Here is a 15,160-nt window from a genome sequence, read left to right on the forward strand (position 1 = left end):
GGCACTCTGTGTAGTCGTTTCGGCGGGTCAGTCGCCCGCCCACCTGCGATTTCAGCCGAAGATGTCGTACTGCTGGAAACCGGTGCCGAGCGACTTCGGTGTGCCGAAGATCTCGCTGGTGGCCTTGCCGGTGCCCGGGTAGAGGTACAGCGTGTTGCTCGCGTTGCGGATCAGGAGGTCCGCCTTGCCGTCGCCGGTGAAGTCGCCGACCGCGTCGAAGGCGTTGTAGCTGCCCCAGGTGCGCACCTTGACGCGGGCCGCGAAGGCACCCGAGCCGGACTTGCCGGCGCCCTTGTACAGGTAGACGGCGCCGGTGCTCTTGTTGCGGGCGAGCAGGTCGGCCTTGCCGTCGCCGGTGAAGTCGCCGTGGCCGACGAGCATGTTGTACTGGCTCCAGCCGCCGCCGACGCGCGAGGGCGAGCTGAAGGTGCCGTTGCCCTTGCCCGGGTAGATCCACAGCACGCCGGAGCTGTCGACCGAGATCAGGTCGGGCAGGTAGTCGCCGGTGACATCGCCGGGGGCGATGATCCGGGTGCGGGTCTTCCAGTTGGCGAAGATCTTCGTGCTGACCCAACTGCCGTCGTCCCGGGCGCTGTTGAGCTGGAAGTGGTCCCAGTAGACCGCACCGTTGCCGATCCGGTAGATCCAGTCCTGGTAGCCGTCGCGGTTCAGGTCGGCGGAGCGGACCAGGTTGACCGCGCTCCAGTCGCCGAGGGACTGGCGCGCGGCCAGCGAGGTGCCCTTGGAGTCCAGCTCGTAGCCCACCTTGCTGGAGGACTTGCGGGCGTAGACGTCGGCCTTGTTGTCCGTGTAGCTGAGGTTGCCGTCGTCGATCTGCGCGTAGGCCGCGCCGACGTACGTGCTGACCTTCGTGAAGACGCTGTAGGCACCCTGTGCCACACAGTCCTCGACGCCCCAGGACACCACGCCCACGATCCGGCCGCCGACGACCAGCGGGCCGCCCGAGTCACCGTTGCAGGTGGTCGTCGTACCGGTGTCGCTGCCGGTGGCGGGGGTGCCCGCGCAGACCATGTGGCCCTTGACGTAGTCGACGCTGCCGTAGGCGGCGGTGCAGGTGGCGTCCGAGTTGATCGGCAGCGTGGCCGTCTTCAGCGTCTCGGAGATGTCCTGCGTGGTGGAGCTGGTGCGGCCCCAGCCGTAGACCTTGGCGGTCTTGGCGGGGGTGCCCGTGTACGACGCCGTGTCGGTGTTCGTCGTCATGCGGATCGGGGTCGCCTTGACGGGGGCCGCCAGGGTGAGGACCGCGATGTCGTTGTTCGGGGCGCCGTCCGTCGAGACGGTGTACGACGGGTTGTTCCACTGGCGCAGGACCGCGGTGGCCTGGCCGCCGTGCAGGTCGCCGTCGGTGGGCAGCTGGGTGGCGCTGGTGATGACGGCGCCGTACTTGGCCCAGTTGTAGCCCTTGACGCAGTGCGCGGCCGTCAGGATCTTCGACGGCGAGACGACCGAGCCACCGCAGAAGAAGCCGATGTCGTCGGACGTGGCGGTGGTGCCCTTGTCGTCGTAGTACCAGAGCTGCGCCATGAACGGCGCGGTGTTGATGGTGGTCGTCGTCCCCCCGATGATCTTCGGGTCGACGGTCCTGCCGGTGGTGCTCGCGCTCAGGGACGACTTCTTGGTCGTCCGTCCCGCGGTGTCGTCACCGGCCTGCGCGCCCGCGATGCGCGCCTTCAGCGTCGCGAGCGACGGCTGGGACACGACGGGCTTGACGGTCGGCGTCGGCGGCGCGGTGGCCGCGTCGGCGGACGTCGTCAGCAGTGCGGCGGTCACGGCGGCGGCGATACCGGCCGCGGCGACAGGCAGTCCGAAACGGATCCGGCGTCTGTGCCGACCGGCCCCAGGCATGGGCGTACCCACTCAAGTCCCCCCTCGGGATCAGAAGTTCGGACGATTGCCGAAAGCAAGTCCGAAGGGCGAGATCGTACAGCGAGCCACTGACAACGCGAAGGGCCGCCCCCTCGTGGAACAAGGGGGCGGCCCTTCAGCACCCCTTCAGGGGCGCGGGACTGCGACAGCCGTCGGCGTGAGGCTCAGCCGGCGGAACGACTAGTCACCGTTGCCGGGAGTAGGCGTCGTCTTCTGGATCTGGAGCAGGAACTCGGCGTTCGACTTCGTCTGCTTCATCTTGTCGAGCAGCAGCTCGATCGCCTGCTGCTGGTCGAGCGCGTGCAGCACCCGGCGCAGCTTCCACGTGATGGCCAACTCGTCGCTGCCGAGCAGGATTTCTTCCTTACGGGTACCGGACGCGTCGACGTCCACCGCGGGGAAGATGCGCTTGTCGGCGAGCTTCCGGTCGAGCTTGAGCTCGGCGTTGCCGGTGCCCTTGAACTCCTCGAAGATGACCTCGTCCATGCGCGAGCCGGTGTCGACGAGCGCGGTGGCGAGGATGGTCAGCGAGCCGCCGTCCTCGATGTTGCGCGCGGCACCGAAGAAGCGCTTGGGCGGGTACAGCGCCGTGGAGTCGACACCACCGGAGAGGATGCGGCCGGAGGCGGGGGCGGCGAGGTTGTAGGCACGGCCCAGACGCGTGATGGAGTCGAGCAGCACGACGACGTCGTGACCCAGCTCCACCAGCCGCTTAGCACGCTCGATGGCGAGCTCGGCGACCGTGGTGTGGTCCTCGGCGGGGCGGTCGAAGGTCGAGGAGATGACCTCGCCCTTCACCGACCGCTGCATGTCGGTGACCTCTTCCGGACGCTCGTCGACCAGGACGACCATCAGGTGGCACTCGGGATTGTTGTGCGTGATCGCGTTGGCGATGGCCTGCATGATCATGGTCTTGCCGGTCTTCGGCGGGGCCACGATCAGACCGCGCTGGCCCTTTCCGATGGGCGCGACGAGGTCGATGATGCGGGTCGTCAGCACCCCGGGGTCGGTCTCCAGACGGAGCCGGTCCTGCGGGTACAGCGGCGTCAGCTTGTTGAACTCCGGTCGGCCGCGGCCGTGTTCGGGCGCCATGCCGTTGACGGAGTCGAGGCGCACGAGCGCGTTGAACTTCTCGCGGCGCTCGCCCTCCTTCGGCTGCCGGACCGCGCCGGTGACGTGGTCGCCCTTGCGCAGGCCGTTCTTGCGGACCTGGGCGAGGGAGACGTACACGTCGTTCGGGCCCGGCAGGTAGCCGGAGGTCCGGATGAACGCGTAGTTGTCGAGGATGTCGAGGATGCCCGCGACGGGGATCAGCACATCGTCGTCGGCGACCTGCGGCTCACCCGCGGCGCCGCCGAACTCGTCGCGTCCACGACGGCCCCGGCGGTCGCGGTACCGGCCGCGCCGGCCGCGACGACCACCCTCGAAGTCGTCGTCGTCCTGGGGGCCGTTGTCGCGCTGCTGCCGGTCCTGGCGGCCACCGCTCTGCTGCTGGCCCTGCTGCTGACGGTCCTGCCGGTCCTGGCGTCCGCCGCCCTGCTGCTGGCCGCCGCCCTGCTGCTCGTCGCCCTTGCGGCGGTCGCCGCGGTCACGGTCCTGACGGCCACCGCGGTCGCGGTCGCGACGGTCCCGGCGGCCCTGACGGCCGTCGTCACCCGCGTCGCCCCTGGCCTCGCCCTGCGCGGCGGCGGGCGTCTCGGCCTTCGGCTCGCTCTTCGCCTCGGCGGCGACCGTCTCCGGGCTGCCGGCCTCGGCGGTCGCACGGCGACGACGGCGCTCCACCGGGGCGTCGTCTCCCCCGCGCTCGGTCTCGCTCGCGCGGGAGGGGCCCCCAGCGGGCTGGCCGGGGATGTCGATCTGCTGCTGGGCCACGGCCTTCTCGGTGGCGACCTTCTCGGCCTTCTGCTCGGCCGGGGCGACCGCCTCGTCGCCCGTACGGGTCTTGGAGGTGGCGCGGCGCTTCGGCTTGGTCTCGGTGGCGGTCTCGGCCTTGGCCGGAGCACCCCCGCCCGCCTGCGCGTCCTTGATGACCTCGATCAGCTGGCTCTTGCGCATCCGCGCGGTGCCCCTGATGCCGAGGCCGGTTGCGACCTGCTGCAGCTCGGCCAGCACCATGCCGTCGAGGCCGGTACCGCGGCGCCGCCGGGAGCCGGCACCGGTGGCAGGCGCGGAGGCGTCCGTGGCGGGCGCGGCAGCGGTCTCCTCGACACGTGCGCCCATCAGATCGGTGGTGTCGCTCACGAAGGGTCCTTCCCTGGAGCGGACGTCGGCCTGTCTGGCTCGGCGACCGGTTGTGCTGTCCGGCTTCGGTTCTTGCTGTGTGAACCGTGCCGGGGCGGTGGTCCGCCAAAGCGGCGGAAGAAATATGTGGTGACGGCGCTTCCGAAAACCGTGGCACCGAGTGTCTGTGTCACGTGGCTTGGTCGCACCGATTCCGGAACGTGCCCGGCCTCCGGAGCGTGCCCGGCGAACCGCTCAGTGCCCGTACGGAACACGGTGCGGCGTGGGAGGCTCCCGGAAGAATGTCTGTCCCGGACGGGGACAACAAGCACCTCGCCATGGTGGGGTCGGGTGCAGACTTGAGATTAACACTACCGGATCCAACAAACATTCCCCCTCTCGAAATCCGGCGACGGTATGTAGTCAATGCGCGCTGGGGGCCGCGAGCGGAAGTACGCAGGCGCCCTGTGCGTCGAGATCCAACCGGTTGGCGGCCCAGCCCTCGCCGGCCAGGTGGGACACCTTGTCGGCGTTGTCGGCGTCGACGAGTGCCAGCACCGTGGGCCCCGCGCCGGAGATGACGGCCGGAACTCCGTCCGCCCTCAAGCGGTCCACGAGCGCGGCGCTCTCGGGCATCGCCGGGGCGCGGTACTCCTGGTGCAGGCGGTCCTCGGTGGCGGGCAGCAGCAGCTCGGGACGCCGGGTGAGGGCCTCGACGAGCAGTGCGGCACGGCCCGCGTTCGCGGCGGCGTCGACATGCGGGACGCTGCGCGGGAGCAGGCCGCGCGCGGTCTCGGTGAGCACCGGTTTTCCGGGCACGAAAACCACCGGAACGATGGAATCCGCGGGGTCCATCCTGATCGCCCGCGCGGCTCCGCCGTCCATCCAGGAGAGCGTGAATCCGCCCAGCAGACAGGCCGCGACATTGTCGGGGTGGCCCTCGATCTCGGTGGCGAGCTCCAGCAGGGCCGTGTCGTCGAGCCGGGAGTCCCCGCCTATGGTCACGGCACGCGCGGCGACGATGCCCGCGCAGATGGCGGCGGAGGAGGAGCCCAGGCCGCGGCCGTGCGGAATGCGGTTGGCGCAGACGATCTCTAGGCCGCGCGGCTGTCCGCCGAGCAGGTCGAAGGCGGTGCGGAGGGCTCGTACGAGGAGGTGGTTCTCGTCGCGCGGGAGGGTCTCGCTGCCCTCGCCCGCGATGTCGATGAGCAGCCCGGAGTCGGCGACACGGACGACGACGTCGTCGTAGAGCCCCAGCGAGAGGCCGAAGGCGTCGAAGCCCGGGCCGAGGTTGGCGCTGGTGGCGGGGACGCGCACCCGGACGGCGGCGGCGCGGAAGGCTGGACCGGCCATCGCTCGATGACTCTCCTTGAGCTGCGTGGTTGTCGAAGACATTCGATGAAGTTCGATGACATCCGATAGGTACGTGGAGACCCTCGGGCCGTGGAGACGGCGCGGTGCCGAGCCATGCGCGCAGGCATATGCGGCGGGCGGGTTCGGTACAGCCTATCGAAGGAAGGTTCCGTGGCGACATAGGGCGCACAGGAGGCGCACGATGCGTGTCGTAAGCCCCCTGTGCACCCCCGGAAGGGATCTCCCTGCCGTGCGGGGTCCGCGCAGGGTCCTGCGGGGTTACGCCAGGCCGAGGCGCACGGCGGCGGTGGCCGCGTCGACCGGGACGGTGACGGGCTGCGGGGCGCCGGCGACGGCCCAGTCGGGGTCCTTGAGGCCGTTTCCGGTGACCGTGCAGACGATCCGCTGGCCCGGGTCGACCTTGCCCTGCTCGGCCGCCTTCAGCAGACCGGCGACGGAGGCGGCGGAGGCGGGCTCGACGAACACGCCCTCCTGAGCGGCCAACAGCCGGTAGGCGCGCAGGATCTCACGGTCCGTCACCTCGTCGATGAACCCGCCGGACTCGTCCCGCGCGTCCAGCGCGAACTGCCAGGAGGCCGGATTGCCGATACGGATCGCGGTGGCGATCGTCGACGGGTCCTTGACGACCTCGCCGCGCACGATGGGCGCGGAGCCGGAGGCCTGGAAGCCCCACATGCGCGGGGTCCTCGCGGCGACGCCGTCACCGGCGTACTCCTTGTAGCCCTTCCAGTACGCGGTGATGTTGCCCGCGTTGCCCACCGGCAGGACGTGGATGTCGGGCGCGTCGCCGAGCATGTCGACGATCTCGAAGGCGGCCGTCTTCTGGCCCTCGATGCGCACCGGGTTGACCGAATTCACCAGCGCCACAGGGTAGTTGTCGCTCAGCTGGCGGGCGAGGGTGAGGCAGTCGTCGAAGTTCCCGTCGACCTGGAGGATCTTCGCGCCGTGCACGAGGGCCTGGCCCATCTTGCCGAGCGCGATCTTGCCCTGCGGCACGAGGACGGCACAGACCATCCCGGCGCGCACGGCGTAGGCGGCGGCGGAGGCCGACGTGTTGCCGGTGGAGGCGCAGATGACGGCCTGCGCGCCCTCCTCCTTGGCCCGGGTGATGGCCATGGTCATACCGCGGTCCTTGAAGGACCCGGTGGGGTTGGCGCCCTCCACCTTGAGGTGGACCTCGCAGCCGGTGCGCTCGGAGAGCACCTGCGCGGGCACGAGGGGCGTGCCGCCCTCGCGGAGGGAGACGACCGGCGTGCTGTCGGACACCGGGAGCCGGTCCCGGTACTCCTCGATGATTCCGCGCCACTGGTGGGTCATTGCTGGTTACTCTCCTTCAACCCGCATGATGCTGGCGACACCCCGCACGGTGTCGAGCTTGCGCAACGCCTCGACGGTCCCGGTGAGGGCGGCGTCGGACGCGCGGTGCGTGACGACGACGAGAGAGGCCTCGCCGTCCTTCCCCTGCTGCCGAACCGTATCGATCGAGACACCGTGCTCGGCGAACACGGTGGCGACCTGTGCGAGAACACCCGGTTTGTCGGCGACGTCGAGGCTGATGTGGTACCGCGTGACGACCGCGCCCATGCCCGACACGGGAAGCGCGGCGTACGCCGACTCGCCGGGCCCGGTGGTCGAGTTGAGCCGGTTGCGGCACACGGCGACGAGGTCGCCAAGCACGGCGGAGGCGGTGGGGGCGCCGCCCGCTCCGGGGCCGTAGAACATGAGCTGTCCGGAGGCGTCGGACTCGACGAACACGGCGTTGTACGCGCCGCGCACGGAGGCCAGCGGATGGCTCAGCGGAATCATGGCGGGGTGCACGCGCGCGGTGACGGACCCGCCGTCCTCGGCCCGCTCGCAGATGGCCAGCAGCTTGATGGTGCAGCCCATGTTCCTCGCGGAGGCGAAGTCGGCGGCGGTGACCTCGGTCATGCCCTCGCGGTAGACGTCGTCGAGGCGCACCCGCGTGTGGAAGGCGATTCCGGCGAGGATGGCGGCCTTGGCGGCGGCGTCGAAGCCCTCGACGTCGGCGGTCGGGTCGGCCTCGGCGTACCCGAGGGCGGTGGCCTCGTCGAGGGCTTCCTGATACCCGGCGCCCGTGCTGTCCATCTTGTCGAGGATGAAGTTGGTCGTCCCGTTGACGATCCCGAGCACCCGGTTGACCTTGTCACCGGCGAGGGACTCGCGCAGCGGCCGGATCAGCGGGATCGCACCGGCGACGGCGGCCTCGTAGTAGAGGTCCTTGCCGTGCTGCTCGGCGGCGGCGTGCAGCGCGGCCCCGTCCTGGGCGAGCAGCGCCTTGTTGGCGGAGACGACGGAGGCGCCGTGCTCGAAGGCGGAGGTGATGAGGGAGCGGGCGGGCTCGATGCCGCCGATGACCTCCACCACGACGTCGATGTCCCCGCGCTCGACGAGGGCGGTCGCGTCGGTGGTGACGAGGGCGGGGTCGATGCCTTCGCGGACCTTGGAGGGCCGCCGTACCGCCACGCCGGCGAGCTCGACGGGAGCCCCGATCCGGGCGGCGAGGTCGTCGGCGTGCGTCGTCATGATGCGCGCCACCTCTGAGCCGACCACTCCACAGCCCAGCAGCGCCACCTTCAGCGGACGCGTACGCATCATCCGACCTCGTTTCCTCATACCGTCATCGGTTGGACCAGTCTCACTCACCGGACGGGAGTTTCTGTCCATGGTCCGGATCGTGAGACATCGATTTCATTTCCAGAGAAGTGGAAGACCGAAGATCTTCCACACCCCTTGTCTTTCCTCCGGCCAGCTCAGCCGACGTCGAGACGGAGCAGGTCCTCCTCCGTCTCCCGGCGGACGACGACCCGCGACTCCCCATCCTTCACGGCGACCACCGGCGGCCGGAGCACATGGTTGTAATTGCTCGCCATGGAACGGCAGTACGCACCCGTCGCCGGTACGGCGATGAGGTCACCCGGCGCCAGGTCCCCCGGCAGGAACGCGTCCTTGACCACGATGTCCCCGCTCTCGCAGTGCTTGCCGACGACCCGCGCGAGCATGGGCTCGGCGTCGGAGCGGCGGGACACCAGCGCGACGCTGTACTCGGCGTCGTAGAGCGCGGTCCTGATGTTGTCGGACATCCCTCCGTCGACCGACACATAGGTGCGGAGCCCGTCGAGGGGCTTGATGGTGCCGACCTCGTAGAGCGTGAACGCCGTCGGCCCGACGATGGCGCGCCCCGGCTCCACGGAGATCCGCGGGGTCCGCAGCTTCGCGGAGTCGCACTCGCGGGTGACGATCTCGGTGAGCGCCTTGGCGATCTCGTGCGGCTCGCGGGGATCGTCGTCGCTGGTGTAGGCGATGCCGAGGCCGCCGCCGAGGTCGATCTCCGGCAGCTCGACGCCGTGCTCGTCGCGGACGGCCTTCAGCAGCCCGACCACCCGGTGGGCCGCGACCTCGAACCCGGACATGTCGAAGATCTGCGACCCGATGTGCGAGTGAATGCCGATCAGCTCCAGCCCGTCGAGCTGCAGCGCACGCCGGACGGCTTCGGCGGCCTGTCCCCCGGCCAGCGGAATCCCGAACTTCTGGTCCTCATGGGCCGTGGCGATGAATTCGTGCGTGTGCGCCTCCACGCCCACGGTGATCCGGATCTGCACCGGCTGCCGCTTCCCGAGGGACTGCGCGATATGGGCGACGCGCACGATCTCCTGGAAGGAGTCGAGCACGATCCGCCCTACGCCGGCCTCGACGGCCCGCGTGATCTCGCTCACGGACTTGTTGTTGCCGTGAAAGGCGATGCGGTCTGCGGGCATGCCCGCAGACAGCGCGGTGGCGAGTTCACCACCGGAACACACGTCGAGATTCAGCCCCTCCTCGTGCAGCCACCGCACGACGGCCCGCGAGAGGAAGGCCTTGCCGGCGTAGAAGACGTCGGCGTCCTGCCCGAAGGCGGTGCGCCAGGCACGGGCCCGCTCCCGGAAGTCCGTCTCGTCGAGCACGTAGGCCGGAGTGCCGTGCCGCTCCGCGAGCGTCTTCACGTCGACACCGCCGACGGTGACGACACCGTCGGCGTCCCGCCCGACGGTCTGCGCCCACACCTTGGGGTCGAGTTCGTTGAGGTCGGCGGCCGGGCCGGAGTAGTGCCCCTCGGGCAGGACATCGGCGTGACGGGGACCGGCGGGGTGTGCGGAACGGCTCATGGCGTGTCTCTTCTGTCTCTTCCTGGCGCGCAGATCGTGGATGACTTCGTGGCGCTCAGAGGTGTTCGGGTGCGTCGATGCCGAGCAGGGAGAGGCCACCGGCAAGCACCGCCCCGGCGGCTTCGGCGAGCGCGAGCCGGGCACGGTGGGCGGCCAAGGGTTTCTCGTCCCCGAGCGGAAGCACGGCCGAAAGAACCGGAAGCACCGCGTCGGCCACGACGACCAGATGCCGGGCGAGCAGATCGGGCGCACGGTGGGCCGCCGCGCGGGCGAGGAGGCGGGGGTGGTCGGCGAGGTGGGCGAGGAGGGGTGGGGTGTGCGCGGGGGGTGGGGCGGTTGGGGCGCCGTCCCTTTGTGTGCCTTCTCGTACGTCTTCTTGTACGTCGCCGGGTCGGGCGGCGAAGCCGAGGTCGGCGGCGTTACGGCTGACGGCCCGGGTGCGGGCGTAGGCGTAACGGACCCGGAAGAGGGGGTTGCCCTCACCCTGTACGAGGAGGTCGGCAGTCGGCCGGGGCCGGTCGTGGGCGGCGGCGTGCAGCAGGGCCCAGCGGGCGGCGTCGGGGCCGAGGGAGAGGAGTCCGGCGAGGTCGGGAGCAGGCACGGGTCGCACGTTGACGTCGAGAGGAACCGGTGCCGCCGGGGTGCCGTACGCGTCGACCTCGACGCGGAGGGCCGCGGTCCACTCGGGATCGGGCCGGGTCTCGCAGCTGGTGCGGACGGAGATGCCCTGGGAGCGGAGGAGACGGGCGGTGACGTCCATGAGGACGAGGGCGCGAGGGTCGTGGGGGGCGTGCAGGTGGCGGGGTTGGCCGACGGGGTGGGGGGTGCGGGCGGCTTGATCGGCGAACCCGTAACGGGGTCCGCGCCGCAGGATCTCCTCGACGAGGGCGGTGGACGCCGTACTCCCGAGACTGATGTTGAGGAACCCGGGCCCGGTGATCTCGACACCGCTGACGCCATGGGCGCCGGCGAGATGCGGCCGCAGCACCTCGGCGACACGGCGGGGGGTCTCCCCGGCGGGCCGGGCGAGCTGGAGGGCGACGTTGGTGGCGTAGTCCCCCCACCCACCGGCCCCCGGCGTGGTCACCGAGACCTTCTCCGGCACGGCCACGCGCAGCTCCCCGTCCTCAACAGCACGACGCACCGCGCACAGCACGGTACGGGAGAGCTCGACGGGGGTCACGGGACAAGCGTATGGGAGGAGGGGGGTGGGTAGGCCAGCCGGTTTGTCCGAAGGTCCGGGATGTGGACGCGGGAGATGTGACGGAGGTAAAGGGAAGAGGTAAAGGGAGGAGAGGCAGCCGACTCAGCCGCCGCTGCACCCACCCCGCCCGCTACGCCCGGCCCGCTCCCCTTCACTGACGCCCGCGCCGGCGCCGAGGGCACCGCCGATGGAGAGCCCGTCGAGGTGGCCGCCGGAGTGACCGCCGGCCGGATCACGCGGGCCCTGCGACTCCTGCGGCTCCCGCCGCCCCCGCTCGATCAACTGCCGTACAAGACTGATGAGTTCGGCAGGTTCGAAGGGCTTGGCGAGAAACGCGTCGACGCCGACGTCGAGCCCGCTGTCCACCTCGTACTGGGTACAGGCGCTGACGATGGCGAGGGGCAGATCGCGCGTACGGGGGTCGCTGCGCAGCCGAGCGGCGGTCCGCAACCCGTCCAGCCGAGGCATGACGACATCCAGGGTGACGACATCGGGCCGCACTTGATGGATGACGTCCAGACACTCGGCACCATCGGCCGCGGTCACGACCTCGAGGCCCTCCAGCTCGAGATTGACCCTGATCAACTGCCGGATGACCTTGTTGTCGTCCACAACAAGCACCCGACCCGACGCGCCTGGCACAACTCGAGAGTAGGTCGGGACCGGCCACCGCGTCCGGGTTTTCCCCACTTCCACCCCCTGCGAGCGCCCCACCACGCCTCCCTGACCACCTTCCTCACCACCGAGAAACCTGTTCATGGACACCCACAAGTAGCTGGTAGGGTTCTACCCGTCGCCGCGATCACCGCGACGGACACGCCCCCGTAGCTCAGGGGATAGAGCAACGGCCTCCGGAGCCGTGTGCGCAGGTTCGAATCCTGCCGGGGGCACACTGTGCAAGTGTGCCTAAGACCCCGCCATCAGCGAGTTAGCTGAAGACGGGGTCTTCGCGTATGTGCAGCCAGGCGCCGCCGAAAGCAGCCGTTTGCCAGTGATCACGTAATAACGACGTAATGATCTTGACGGCCTTTCCAGCAGGCCATCGGCCGTTTGCCGCCTTCTTGTCCAGTCTCTACGCAGGCGGCCGAGTCTCTCCGTCTGACAGCAGTCAAGTGAAGATCCCGGGCATGTGGCCACGCGGCCCGTCACCAGCCTTCACGCTGGCTACATGTGAGGTTCCGCAGTACGAGATCCCGGATGCAGACGAGCAGCCAACGCAACCCACCGCTGTCCGCATGCCTCTAGGGCTCGGCCGCTCAGGATTCCGCCAAGGCCCTGCTGTCCCACACGGCCAGCACGTTGGATCAAGGAGGAGAGATGCTGGCGAAACCTACTGCCTGGCCTTCGTGACGTCCGGGCACCACTGTCGGCGGGGTGCATCTGGCTCTTGACGCTCTGGCTGATCGTGGAAGATCGAGTGCCGACCCGGGAGCAAGCACATGGGGTGTGGGCGTCGTTGTACCGCCTCGGCGGCTTGATGGGCCCCGCCACATTGCTGGCGTCCGCAGCCTTCGCCGCATACCTCATCGGCGCCATGTTGATGGTCCGAGTCGCCACGGTGAACGTGCAGGAAGCACGGAAGACGGCGCGACTGAGGAACATTCAGATGGCTCTCACGCCTCGCGTGTCGAAGCTCGCGTTCGATGACCTGGTCAACTTCCTGCAAGCGCAAGGGCGAGTACCTGTACCGAATCCGAATGAGATCAGAGATCCTCGGCGTGAGCAGGGCGAGCGTGGTTTGGTCAACCTTGTCGCACGTGATGTGCTCGGCGAGACCAGGCAGCTTCGTATCAAACTCCTTATCGCCAACTACGACTTGTTCAACGAGTACGACCGAGCCGTGGGCGAGGCAGAGTTCCGGAAGAACGTCGCGTACGCCCTCATAGGTCTGGCAGCCACACTCGGCTGGCTCTACTCCCCTTGGTGGGCACTCCTGTTGGTCGTGTCTTTCCGGCTCTACATCGCCGGAGTAGGCAGCGAGCGGATAGCCAACGACGTCATCATCCAGGCCGTAGTGGCGGGACTTCTGGAGCCTGCCACCTTGACCGGAGCTGCCGGTTTGCCGGCAGTTCCTGAGGAGCGGGGCCCGTAGCAGCGCCTCCGACACGACGAAGCCCCGGATCTCTCCGGGGCTCGTGTGAGGGGCGTGTGGACTGTGTCAGTCAGTCGGTGTCGTCCCCCTCTCCCAGGCCCTTCAAGATCCGATCGTTCATTTCCTGCTCCTGGCCGTCGATGCACTTGGCGTAGATCTTCAGCAGGACGTCGACCGAGTGACCGGCACGAGCCGCCACTTCCGGAGCGGGTACGCCGGAGTTGAGCCACTGAGAGACGCCCGCGTGGCGGAGGTCGTACGGACGGAAGGCGAGCACCGAAGACACCTGGTGCGGGACGAGCGCCAGCTCCCGAGCCTGCTTCCACACCCGGGAGTACGACGAGGCCGCGATTACGTTGCCCCGCTCGCTGGAGAACAGCCGACCGTCCTTCGCCGTACCGAACTCCTTCAAGTGCTCTCGGAGCAGCTTCACCAACGGAGGCGGTATCGGCACGATGCGCACCTCACCGTGGGCCCGTTGCTTCAGGCCGCGCCGATCGTGTGCCTCCCCCGAGTCCGTCCACGCCTTTCCAGCCGTGGGACGGGTCTCCGCCAGATCGATACGCCCCCATCCGGACGCCGGAAGCGTGCAGTCGGAGCGGCGAAGTCCCAGCGCCTCGCCCGGCCGCATGGCCGCGTAGTACAGGCACCCGAAGAACGCCTTCAGCCGCCGGCCGCTCGCTCGGTCGTACCCGCCCACGTACGTGAGCGCAGTCAGCAGTTCCCGAGCCTGCCGAGGATTAACCACCACCCGACGGTCAACCTCCTGCACCGCACGCTTGCCCCGCTTACGCCGCACCCGCGGGTTGGACTGCAAATGTTCCAACTCTACTGCGTATTCAAGGCGGCTCGCTCCGCTCCCCGCGTGCGGCCCGGCCCCCGGCCGGGCCTGCGCTCCTGTCTCCGCCCCGCTCCAGCCCGGCCGGGGGCCGGGCCGCACGGGTGCTGGCGATACATCACAGGTTCCTTGGGCCGTCCTTCACAGCCGAACGGTGCGAGCACTGGCCTCGGACAGCTTCTAGGTCAGCGCCCAACAATTGCCCTATCTTGGGATCATGACGGACGACAACGTGAACCCATCCAGCTCAGAGGTGGAAGATGAAAGGTTGACGCCCGAGGAGGTCGAAGACCTCTCCAGTGCTGAACCCGAAGCCGAGCCTGTGACCTACACAGGTACAGACTTCGACGTCGAGGGATTGGTACGCCGGCTGGAACGGGGCGACATCACCATCCCAACCTTTGGGCACGGCGACCCCTCTCTGGAAGTAGCTGGATTTCAGAGGGGATTCGTCTGGCGCCGCCCGCAGATGGACCGGTTTATTGAATCCCTCCTCATGGGGTACCCAATTCCAGGGATCATGCTCGTCCAGCAGGTTGACCGGCGTTACCTGGTCCTAGACGGACAACAGCGACTCCGAACACTCGGCGCGTTTTACCAGGGCGTACATGCCGGAAAAGAGTTCACGCTAGAGAACGTGGCGGACGAGTTCAAGGGGTTGAGCTACCGAACGCTTAGCCCCGAGCAAAGGCGCCAACTGGATAACACGTTCATTCAAGCCACGATCGTAAAGACCGACGGCACCAATGAATCCCTTGAGTCCATTTATCAAGTCTTCGAGCGCCTGAATTCAGGCGGGACACAACTGACGCCACACGAGATTAGAATCGCCCTTTACCCAGGCCAATTCGTTGACTTCCTGGAGGAGCTGAACAGGTCATCTGTATGGCGAAGTCTCTATGGTACAAAGTCCTTGCGCCTCCGTGACCAAGAGTTGATCCTGCGAATCATCGCCCTCTATTACTCCGCATCCGAGTACTTCCGGCCCCAGAAGAAGTTCTTGAACGAGTTCCTCGGCACTCACCGAAATCTAGAGGGCCTCGATAAGGATAAGGTTTCCGCACTTTTTGCCAAATGCTCCGATCTTCTGTGGCGGGGGCCTGGCAAGTCTGCACTTCGCTTCCAGAGCTCACAGGTTAATGCTGCCCTCACTGAAGCACTCTACGTCGGCCTAATGCGGCGAATTGACTCAGAGTCTCTGCCTTCAGAAGTTTCCGTGACAGAGGCCGTACGAGCTTTCACGGTCAATAAGGAAGCTATCGCCACCATCGCAGGATCAACAGCCACTGAAGAGTACGTCCGGAAGCGCATTGAAATGGCAACACGACAATTCTCGCAGATATAAGGAGTGGGAGTTGTCGTCTTCGTGGCCACCCAGAACG

At 68.3% G+C, this 15,160-nt stretch carries 10 protein-coding genes, 1 tRNA gene and 1 pseudogene; 3 read left to right on the plus strand and 9 right to left on the minus strand.

Annotation, left to right across the window (positions count from 1 at the left end):
• Positions 1–51: 51 nt before the first annotated feature.
• The 8 genes from ACIPTO_RS39965 to ACIPTO_RS40000 form a co-directional block, all read right to left on the minus strand.
• Entirely contained in the window at positions 52–1,866 is a 1,815-nt protein-coding gene (locus ACIPTO_RS39965; RefSeq protein WP_401200178.1) for a trypsin-like serine protease, read from the minus strand.
• Between the two features lie 201 nt (positions 1,867–2,067).
• Positions 2,068–4,128 (minus strand): transcription termination factor Rho, encoded by a 2,061-nt coding sequence (gene rho, locus ACIPTO_RS39970; protein WP_401200181.1) that lies wholly within the window; start codon positions 4,126–4,128, stop codon positions 2,068–2,070.
• Between the two features lie 402 nt (positions 4,129–4,530).
• Complete coding sequence (gene thrB, locus ACIPTO_RS39975; RefSeq protein WP_266772578.1) at positions 4,531–5,460, minus strand: homoserine kinase; 930 nt, start codon at positions 5,458–5,460, stop codon at positions 4,531–4,533.
• 279 nt (positions 5,461–5,739) lie between these two features.
• Positions 5,740–6,798: a threonine synthase gene (gene thrC, locus ACIPTO_RS39980; RefSeq protein ID WP_366325352.1), complete on the minus strand. Its 1,059-nt coding sequence runs from the start codon at positions 6,796–6,798 to the stop codon at positions 5,740–5,742.
• Positions 6,799–6,804: 6 nt separating this feature from the next.
• Entirely contained in the window at positions 6,805–8,097 is a 1,293-nt protein-coding gene (locus tag ACIPTO_RS39985) for a homoserine dehydrogenase (protein WP_366325354.1), read from the minus strand.
• Positions 8,098–8,252: 155 nt separating this feature from the next.
• Positions 8,253–9,644 carry a diaminopimelate decarboxylase gene (gene lysA, locus ACIPTO_RS39990; protein WP_401200186.1) on the minus strand — a complete coding sequence of 464 codons (1,392 nt, stop codon included), beginning with the start codon at positions 9,642–9,644 and terminating at the stop codon, positions 8,253–8,255.
• A 55-nt stretch (positions 9,645–9,699) separates the two neighbouring features.
• A complete protein-coding gene (gene nrtL, locus ACIPTO_RS39995) occupies positions 9,700–10,827 on the minus strand; it encodes an ArgS-related anticodon-binding protein NrtL (protein WP_401200189.1) in 1,128 nt (375 codons plus the stop codon).
• A gap of 123 nt (positions 10,828–10,950) precedes the next feature.
• Positions 10,951–11,490, minus strand: coding sequence for a response regulator (locus ACIPTO_RS40000; RefSeq protein WP_401200192.1), 540 nt, complete (start codon positions 11,488–11,490; stop codon positions 10,951–10,953).
• 176 nt (positions 11,491–11,666) lie between these two features.
• Between ACIPTO_RS40000 and ACIPTO_RS40005 the strand changes: the two genes are divergently transcribed.
• Positions 11,667–11,738, plus strand: a tRNA-Arg gene (locus ACIPTO_RS40005).
• Positions 11,739–12,235: 497 nt separating this feature from the next.
• On the plus strand, positions 12,236–12,940 hold the full coding sequence (locus ACIPTO_RS40010; RefSeq protein ID WP_401200195.1) for a hypothetical protein: 705 nt from the start codon (positions 12,236–12,238) through the stop codon (positions 12,938–12,940).
• A 70-nt stretch (positions 12,941–13,010) separates the two neighbouring features.
• On the opposite strand, the pseudogene ACIPTO_RS40015 reads toward ACIPTO_RS40010, so the two are convergent.
• Positions 13,011–13,784, minus strand: a pseudogene (locus ACIPTO_RS40015) (tyrosine-type recombinase/integrase); the annotation flags it as partial.
• A gap of 211 nt (positions 13,785–13,995) precedes the next feature.
• Here ACIPTO_RS40015 and ACIPTO_RS40020 point away from each other — a divergent pair.
• Positions 13,996–15,123, plus strand: a complete 1,128-nt coding sequence (locus ACIPTO_RS40020) for a DUF262 domain-containing protein (RefSeq protein ID WP_401200198.1) — start codon at positions 13,996–13,998, stop codon at positions 15,121–15,123.
• Positions 15,124–15,160: the final 37 nt, after the last annotated feature.

This window comes from Streptomyces sp. NPDC090083, assembly GCF_044747445.1.
GTDB lineage: Bacteria > Actinomycetota > Actinomycetes > Streptomycetales > Streptomycetaceae > Streptomyces.